The following is a 6,310-nucleotide window of genomic DNA, read 5'->3' as shown; positions in this document are numbered from 1 at the left end:
CCGCCGCACGGTGATCCAGCTCGAACACGGACGCTACGAGGTCGAGAACGCCTACCCGCGTGCGGTGCCGGCCGAGGGCAATCCGGCCGCGAAGGCCATGTTGGAGGACGTGTTCGAGGTCACCGACCGCGGCTGGCGCGGCATCGGCGTCATTCCCCGCAGCGGGTGGCGGCTTTCGCCGCGCTATCGCGACTACGACGCCGAATACCGATTCAGCGTGGGCGATATCCACACCGCCGAATCGTCGGTCTGCCGCTCCGGAGAGGTTCTGCAGGGGCTGATCAAGCCGACCGATTGCGCGGCGTTCGGCACCCGCTGCACACCGCGAAACCCGCTGGGCGCCACGATGGTGTCCTCCGAGGGTGCCTGCGCCGCCTACTACCTGTATCGCCGCCTGGACCTGCCGGCGGAGGTGGCTCATGCTTGACCATGCCGAAACCTCCACTTCGCCACCGGTATTCGATGCGGAGAGCTGGGTGTGCCCACTGCCGCTGCGGGATTCGCCGACGATCGTGATGGCGCACGGCGGCGGGGGCGCGATGTCGGGCGAGCTGATCGAGCATCTGTTCCTGCCCGCGTTCGGTGCCGCCGCCGACGCCGCGCTCGGGGACGCGGCGGTGGTCGAGGTCGGCGGCACGAGGCTGGCGTTCTCCACCGATTCGTTCGTGGTGAAACCGCTCGTCTTCCCCGGCGGCACGATCGGCGAGCTGGCGGTCAACGGCACCGTGAACGACCTGGCCATGGCCGGTGCGCAGCCGTTGGTGCTGTCGACGGCGTTCATTCTGGAAGAGGGCACCGACCTGGCCGAGATCGCCCGGGTCGCCGAGGCCATGGGCGAGGCCGCCGGCACGGCCGGGGTGAAGCTGGTGACCGGCGATACGAAAGTGGTCGACGCCGGTCACGGGGACGGCATCTTCGTCAACACCGCGGGCATCGGGCTGGTGCCCGCCGGCGTCGACATCCGTCCCGAGCGCGCCCGGCCCGGCGACGTCGTGCTGGTCAGCGGCGACATCGGTGTGCACGGGGTGGCGGTGATGAGCTGCCGCGAGGGCCTGGAATTCGGCACCACCGTGCGCAGCGACACCGCCGCGCTGAACGGTCTGGTCGCCGCCGTCCTCGCCACCGGCGCCGATGTCCACACGCTGCGCGATCCCACTCGCGGCGGGGTCGCGGCGACATTGAACGAGATCGCGAAAGCCGCGAATACCGGTGTGCGACTGGACGAACGCGCGCTGCCGATCCCCGACGCGGTCCGCGATGCCTGCGGACTGCTGGGACTGGACCCGCTGTACGTGGCCAACGAGGGGAAGGCGATCGCCTTCGTCGCCGCCGAGGACGCGGACCGCGCGCTGGACGCCATGCGGGCGCATCCGCTGGGCGCCCGGGCCTGCGCGATCGGTGTCTGTGTCGATGAACATCCGGGGATGGTGGTCGCGCGCACCGCCCTCGGCGGTACCCGGGTGGTGGATCTCCCTGCCGGCGAACAGCTTCCGCGGATCTGCTGAGCCCTGCGGGTCACGGGCGGGAGACACGATGCGGCCGACGATGACGGCGACGCCCCCTCGGGAGTGGGCGCGAGAACAGCGCGCCCGGCGCCGGGGCGTGACCGGCATGGCCGTGACGGTGGTCGCGTTGCACGTCGCGGGCTGGGGGCTGCTGGCCGCCCTGGTCATCCCGGGCCACTACGCGGTGGGCAATGTGGTGTTCGGCGCCGGCCTGGGCGTGACCGCGTACACACTGGGGATGCGGCACGCCTTCGACGTCGACCACATCGCCGCCATCGACAACACCACCCGCAAGCTGGTGGGCGAGCGTAGGACTCCGGTGTCGGTCGGATTCTGGTTCTCGCTGGGGCATTCCACCGTCGTCTTCGTCATGGTCGGTGCGCTGGCGCTGGGCGCGCGCGTGCTGGCGTCCGGTGTCGAGGACGACGGATCCGGACTGCGGCGCTGGACCGGAACCTTCGGCAGCGGCGTCTCGGGAACCTTTCTACTGCTCATCGGCCTGCTGAACCTGATGTCGCTCATCGGTATCGGGCGGGCACTGCGCGCGGTGCGCCGGGGTGAGGGGGACGAGCGGGAACTGGATTCCCGGTTGCACGCGCGCGGAGCGCTGAACCGGGTGCTGGCGCCGCTGGTGCGCGCGGTGCGCAGGCCGGGGCAGATGTATCCGATCGGCGTGCTGTTCGGGCTGGGATTCGACACGGTGACCGAGGTGAGCCTGCTGGTGCTCGCGGGTGGCGCGGCCGCCGACACCGATCTGCCCTGGTACGCGATCGTGGTACTGCCGCTGCTGTTCTCGGCCGGTATGACCCTGTTCGACTCGCTGGACGGGGCGTGTATGAACGCGGCCTACGGCTGGGCCTGCGCCGCGCCGGCCCGCAAGATCTACTACAACCTGCTGGTGACCGGGCTGTCGGTCGCGGTGGCCCTGCTGATCGGCGCCCAGGAGATCGTCTCCGTGGTCACCGGCGCACTGGACATCACCTCCGGCCCGCTGGCCTGGATCGGCGGTCTCGATCTGGGGGCGATGGGATTCGTCGTGGTGGGGCTGTTCGTCGCGACCTGGCTGCTGGCGCTGATCCTGTGGCGACGCGAGGAAACATGAGCGGGCCGCAGCTGTTCGCGCGCTACGCCTACGCGCCCAACGCGCTGGGCTACTGCGGCCCCGCCGACGCCCCCGCGCTGGCCGGCGGGACCGATGCCGAGATCCGGGCCGTGGCACGCCGCTTCTCCGGCGCCTGGCCGTATCTGCGAGTGCTGTCGTCGATGACCGGAATCGCCGATCCGCTCGATCCGCGACTGGTCGAATCCTATTGGCTCGGTGGGGGAGTCGGCGCGCGGATCGACAGGGCGGAGTTCCTGTCGAGGCTGTTGTCGGTGATCGGCCCGATCGCCGGCGGGTACTGGCGTCACCTGGGTCCCGAGCTGGCCGAGGAGAGCGCGGCCAACCACAACTTCCACGTCTTCGGCATCTACCCGTGGACCCGGCTGCTCGGCCGGGGTCCCGCGGATCTGCCGCTGCGCGTGCTCGACAACTGCCGGATCACGTGGGCACGGGTCTGCGCGCGCGACACCACCACCGCGACGGTGCGCGCGCGGCGGCTGTGCTGGAGCGATTCCCGGCTCTCGCTGTCGGCGGAGACCTCGCGCCGCATCGAACTGGCCGGGGCGGGCGTCGACGCCGCCGATATCGAGGTGGGCGACCAGCTCGCGCTGCACTGGGAGCACATCTGCGCGCGGCTCGACCGCACCCGGCTCGATCGGCTCACGTCCGCGACGGACTGGCAGCTGGCGGCAACGAACCGCCGCCTGGACCCGAACTCCGCGACCGCGGCCCGGCGCCCACGGGCCTCGTGACGGGGAGAGCGGTTACCGCTCCGGGTGCTCGCGCAATGTTCGCTCCCGGGTGATCTGGGCGTCGACCACCGCGCCGAGCAGGATCGCGAAGTTGGTGAGCCACAACCACATCAGCAGGACGATCGCTGCGGTCAACGACCCGTACACGCGATCGAGCGAGTCGAAATGGGCGGCGTAGAGCGCCAATCCGGCCGATCCCGCGATCCAGATGCCCACGGCGATTACGCTTCCGGAGGTCAGCCAGCGCCATCGCTGCCCCTCGGTGTTCGGCGCGACCCAATACAGCAGCGCCAGTGCGACACTCACCAGCAGGGCCAGCAGCGGCCACTTCACGATGGACCAGACGAGCAGGCCCGCCGACCCCATCCCGATCCGGTTGCCGGCGTGTTCGGCCAGGCCCGGGGTGATGGCGAAGCCGAGCACGGTGACGACCACGGCGACCACCAGCATCAGACCCAGAGCGAATCGCAGTGGCAGTGTGAGCCACAGCGATCGGCTCTCCCGCACCCCGTAGAGGTCGTTGGCCGCGCGGATGAACGCTCCCAGGTAGGTCGATACCGTCCAGAACGCCGACAGCAGGCCCACGACCGCCATCGGACCGGACAGCGATTTGACCGACTGCAGGTGGTGGATCGAATCGGAGATCAGTGACGTGCCGCCGCCGGGACCCAGCCGGCCGGCCGCGCCGGCGAGCGAGTCGGCGGGGGCCGGTCCGGCGATACTCAGCACGACGATGGCGATCAGCAGCGCGGGAAACAGCGACAACATGCTGTAGTACGTCAATGCCGCCGCCCAGTCGGACAATTCGTCCGACCACGCCGCGCGCACGGTACGCAGGAGCACTCTGACCTCGGCCCGGCGAAACACCCGGTACCGAAGCGCCGGCTCCGATCCGACCGCCACAGTGACTACCTCCCAGCACATTCCGATCCGCGCACGGTCGGATCGCCGGCGCCTGTGTTCGAAATACCACGACCGCATCCCGCCACGCGCGGCCGGTGCGGTTTTTCCCGCGCCGCCGAGCCCGGTTGCGAAACGTGGATGCGGTGGCGGCATGTGAGACAAGCCCTTTCGTCGTCACGGCCTCTTACGGTGGCGGCCGGTGTCGCCGCGGGTGTTCGCTGAGTGGCACGGGTGTCCCGGTGTGCGAGATCGAGGGTTGGTGTGTCGTGGGTCACGGCCGATGCTGAACCGCATGATTCGGATCGGGATGCTGTTGCCCTATGTGGACGGAATGATCGGTTCCGGCGGATTCCTGCAGGATCTGGCGGGAACGCTGGAGGAATGCGGGGTGGAGTCGGCCTGGGCGGTCGAGCACGTCGTGGTGGCCGACGAGTACGACCCGCAGTATCCGTATTCGCCGGACGGGCGGATGCCGGGCGCCGAGCACGGGGCGCCGATGACCGATCCGCTGGAGACGATCGCCTTTCTGGCCGGTTCGACGCGCACGCTGCGCTTCGGCACCGCGATGATGGTCGCGCCGCTGCACAGTCCGGTGGTCCTGGCCAAACGGGCCGCCACCATCGCGTTGCATTCCGGTGACCGGTTGCTGCTCGGGCTCGGAATCGGCTGGCAGAAGGAGGAATACGCGGCGATCGGCGTGCCGTTCGCCGATCGTGGCGCGCGCCTCGACGACGGGATCGGCGCGATGCGTGCGCTGTGGGCGGACGCTCCGGCGAGCTACGCGGGCAAGCACGTGCGTTTCGATCGCGTCTACTGCGAGCCCAGGCCGTCGAAGGGGACGGTGCCGATCGTCGTTGGCGGCAACAGTGCGCCCGCGGTGCGGCGGGCCGGTCGCGTGGCCGACGGCTGGTTTCCGTACACGATCACGCCGGCCGATTTCGCCGCGCGTGCCGACGAGGTGCGTGCGCACGCGCGTGCCGCGGGGCGTGCCGAGAGCGCGGTCGAATTGACGGCGTGGCCCGGATCCTGTGATCCGGCAAGGGAATTCGACGTCGACTTCGTCCGCGGCTACACCGATGCGGGCGCGTCGCGGCTGGTGGTGAATCCGCCGCTGTTCGGCGACGAGTCGCTGTTCGCCGCCGGGATCGCGGGGCTGCCCGGATATATCGCCCGGTATCTCGACGAGGTGGTGAGCAAGCTGTGACCACGACCGTGACGGTGATCGACGAGATCGCCCTACCCCGCGATCGCGTCGAGGAGTGGTCGCGGCGCTGGCGCGACGACTATCTGCCCGGCGCCGGTGACCGCGGCATGCGCGTGGTCCGGCAGTGCCGCCGCTTCACCTCACCCGACACGGTGACGCTGGAGATCCAGTGGGAACTGCCCGGAATCTACGAGTTCTACGAGATGCGCGCGGCGGCGGGGGCCGATGACGCGGTGAGCAGCTTCTGGCAGTGGACCGATTCGCTCGCGCTGTCACGGGCGCGGCGCGTCCTCGAGGAGGTGCGGTGATGTCGCGCTGGGTCGTTCGCACACCGGTGGGAATCGACGGTCTGCCCGGGGCCGCGGGCGGAGACGATCTGCCCGGAAGTGTCGGCGGACTCGGGATGACCTGGGATCTGAGCTGTGACGATATCGACGCGGCCTGGCCGGGCCGACCGGCGGCCGCCGATGCCGTGGCACTGACCCGTGTCGCCGGCGCGCGGGTCGCGATGCCGGGCAAGCGCATCAAACGCACGTTGTTGTTGCGGGTGCGCCCCGGAACCGAACCGGCCGTGGTGGATCGATTCGAAGCCGACCTGGCCGCGATGCCCGGCCACATCGCGGCGATCGGGTCGTGGACGCTCAGCCGCGCCGACCACCCGCGGTGGACGCACGCCTGGGAACAGGAATTCGCCGATCTCGACGGCCTCAACGCCGACTACCTGCTCCACCCCTACCACTGGACCTGCGTCGACCGATGGTTCGACCCGGAAATCCCCGACTCCATCGTCGATCCGGCCATCGCTCACCTGTACCGCTGGGCCGAGGGACCGCTGCTGTCGTGA

Annotated in this window: 8 protein-coding genes; 7 read left to right on the top strand and 1 reads right to left on the bottom strand. The window is 70.0% G+C overall.

What is annotated here, in order from left to right:
- The 4 genes from ON23_RS13525 to ON23_RS13510 all read left to right on the top strand — a co-directional run.
- Positions 1-427: hydrogenase formation protein HupD (locus ON23_RS13525; protein WP_039778534.1), on the top strand; the 427-nt coding region annotated here is incomplete at its 5' end.
- Positions 420-1,505, top strand: coding sequence for a hydrogenase expression/formation protein HypE (gene hypE, locus ON23_RS13520; protein WP_039778521.1), 1,086 nt, complete (start codon positions 420-422; stop codon positions 1,503-1,505). The genes ON23_RS13525 and hypE, both read left to right, overlap by 8 nt.
- Positions 1,506-1,533: 28 nt before the next feature.
- Positions 1,534-2,607 (top strand): Nickel transporter NicT, encoded by a 1,074-nt coding sequence (nicT, locus tag ON23_RS13515; protein ID WP_244969552.1) that lies wholly within the window; start codon positions 1,534-1,536, stop codon positions 2,605-2,607.
- Positions 2,604-3,359, top strand: a complete 756-nt coding sequence (locus ON23_RS13510) for a DUF6390 family protein (protein WP_039778519.1) — start codon at positions 2,604-2,606, stop codon at positions 3,357-3,359. Before nicT ends, ON23_RS13510 begins: the two co-directional genes overlap by 4 nt.
- A gap of 12 nt (positions 3,360-3,371) precedes the next feature.
- On the opposite strand, the gene ON23_RS13505 is transcribed toward ON23_RS13510, so the two are convergent.
- A complete protein-coding gene (locus tag ON23_RS13505) occupies positions 3,372-4,202 on the bottom strand; it encodes a YihY/virulence factor BrkB family protein (RefSeq protein ID WP_051042658.1) in 831 nt (276 codons plus the stop codon).
- Between the two features lie 352 nt (positions 4,203-4,554).
- Here ON23_RS13505 and ON23_RS13500 point away from each other — a divergent pair, with 352 nt between their 5' ends.
- Genes ON23_RS13500 through ON23_RS35925 form a run of 3 tightly spaced genes read left to right on the top strand, consistent with a single transcriptional unit; the run spans position 4,555 to position 6,310 of the window.
- Complete coding sequence (locus ON23_RS13500; protein WP_157170221.1) at positions 4,555-5,466, top strand: LLM class F420-dependent oxidoreductase; 912 nt, start codon at positions 4,555-4,557, stop codon at positions 5,464-5,466.
- Positions 5,463-5,774 (top strand): hypothetical protein, encoded by a 312-nt coding sequence (locus ON23_RS13495; protein WP_039778518.1) that lies wholly within the window; start codon positions 5,463-5,465, stop codon positions 5,772-5,774. Before ON23_RS13500 ends, ON23_RS13495 begins: the two co-directional genes overlap by 4 nt.
- Positions 5,774-6,310 (top strand): Dabb family protein, encoded by a 537-nt coding sequence (locus tag ON23_RS35925; protein WP_051042655.1) that lies wholly within the window; start codon positions 5,774-5,776, stop codon positions 6,308-6,310. The genes ON23_RS13495 and ON23_RS35925 overlap by 1 nt, the downstream gene beginning before the upstream one ends.

It is taken from the genome of Nocardia cerradoensis NBRC 101014, from assembly GCF_000308535.1.
Lineage (GTDB): Bacteria > Actinomycetota > Actinomycetes > Mycobacteriales > Mycobacteriaceae > Nocardia > Nocardia cerradoensis.
The sequence above is the reverse complement of the archived record's forward strand: the minus strand, read 5'-3'. Positions and strand labels throughout refer to the sequence as shown.

Coding starts and splice junctions, on each gene's coding strand:
- ON23_RS13510 (WP_039778519.1), top strand. CDS start 2,604: ATGAGCGGGCCGCAGCTGTTCGCGCGCTACGCCTACGCGCCCAACGCG.
- hypE (WP_039778521.1), top strand. CDS start 420: ATGCTTGACCATGCCGAAACCTCCACTTCGCCACCGGTATTCGATGCG.
- ON23_RS13500 (WP_157170221.1), top strand. CDS start 4,555: ATGATTCGGATCGGGATGCTGTTGCCCTATGTGGACGGAATGATCGGT.
- nicT (WP_244969552.1), top strand. CDS start 1,534: ATGCGGCCGACGATGACGGCGACGCCCCCTCGGGAGTGGGCGCGAGAA.
- ON23_RS35925 (WP_051042655.1), top strand. CDS start 5,774: ATGTCGCGCTGGGTCGTTCGCACACCGGTGGGAATCGACGGTCTGCCC.